1 protein-coding gene is annotated in these 1158 nt (G+C 66.5%); it reads right to left on the bottom strand.

Translation table 11 applies throughout. The features are described from left to right. A partial coding sequence (gene metK / locus ACZ4LX_RS38220; protein ID WP_467652029.1) for a methionine adenosyltransferase occupies nt 1–1158 on the bottom strand: 1158 nt, incomplete at both ends.

Raw genomic sequence — 1158 nt, 5'->3', positions numbered from 1 at the left:
GCGCAGTGCGTCCACGCGGTCGGTGCGCTCCCATGTGAAGTCGGGGAGCTCACGGCCGAAGTGGCCGTAGGCGGCGGTCTGGGCGTAGATCGGACGGAGCAGGTCGAGGTCGCGGATGATCGCGGCCGGGCGGAGGTCGAAGACCTCACCGATGGCATGCTCGATCTTCTCGGTCTCGATCGCGGCGGTCCCGAAGGTCTCGACGAAGAGACCGACCGGCTCGGCCTTGCCGATCGCGTACGCGACCTGCACCTCGCAACGGGCCGCGAGACCCGCGGCGACGACGTTCTTGGCGACCCAGCGCATCGCGTACGCGGCCGAACGGTCCACCTTCGACGGGTCCTTGCCCGAGAACGCACCGCCCCCGTGCCGGGCCATACCACCGTACGTATCGATGATGATCTTGCGACCGGTCAGACCCGCGTCGCCCATCGGGCCGCCGATCTCGAAACGGCCGGTCGGATTGACCAGCAGCCGGTAGCCGTCGGTGTCGAGCTTGATGCCGTCCTCGATGAGCCGGCTCAGGACATGCTCGACAACGAACTCACGGATGTCGGGAGCCAGCAGCGAATCGAGATCGATGTCACTCGCGTGCTGCGAGGAGACCACCACCGTGTCCAGACGGACGGCCTTGTCACCGTCGTACTCGATGGTCACCTGGGTCTTGCCGTCAGGACGCAGATACGGGATCGTCCCGTTCTTGCGGACCTCCGACAGCCGCCGCGAGAGCCGGTGCGCCAGATGGATCGGCAACGGCATCAGCTCGGGCGTCTCGTCGCAGGCATAGCCGAACATCAGGCCCTGGTCACCCGCGCCCTGCTTGTCGAGCTCGTCCTCGTCGCCCTCGACCCGCTTCTCGTACGCGGTGTCGACACCCTGAGCGATGTCCGGGGACTGCGCGCCGATGGAGACCGAGACACCGCAGGACGCGCCGTCGAAGCCCTTCTTCGACGAGTCGTAACCGATCTCCAGGACCCGGTTGCGGACCAGAGTCGGAATGTCGGCGTAGGCCTTGGTCGTGACCTCACCCGCAACATGCACCAGACCGGTGGTGATCAAGGTCTCGACGGCGACGCGCGACGTCGGGTCCTCGCGCAGAAGCGCGTCGAGAATCGTGTCGCTGATCTGGTCAGCGATCTTGTCGGGATGACCCTCGGT

It is taken from the genome of Streptomyces sp. NPDC026062, assembly GCF_055568375.1.
The sequence above is the reverse complement of the archived record's forward strand: the minus strand, read 5'-3'. Positions and strand labels throughout refer to the sequence as shown.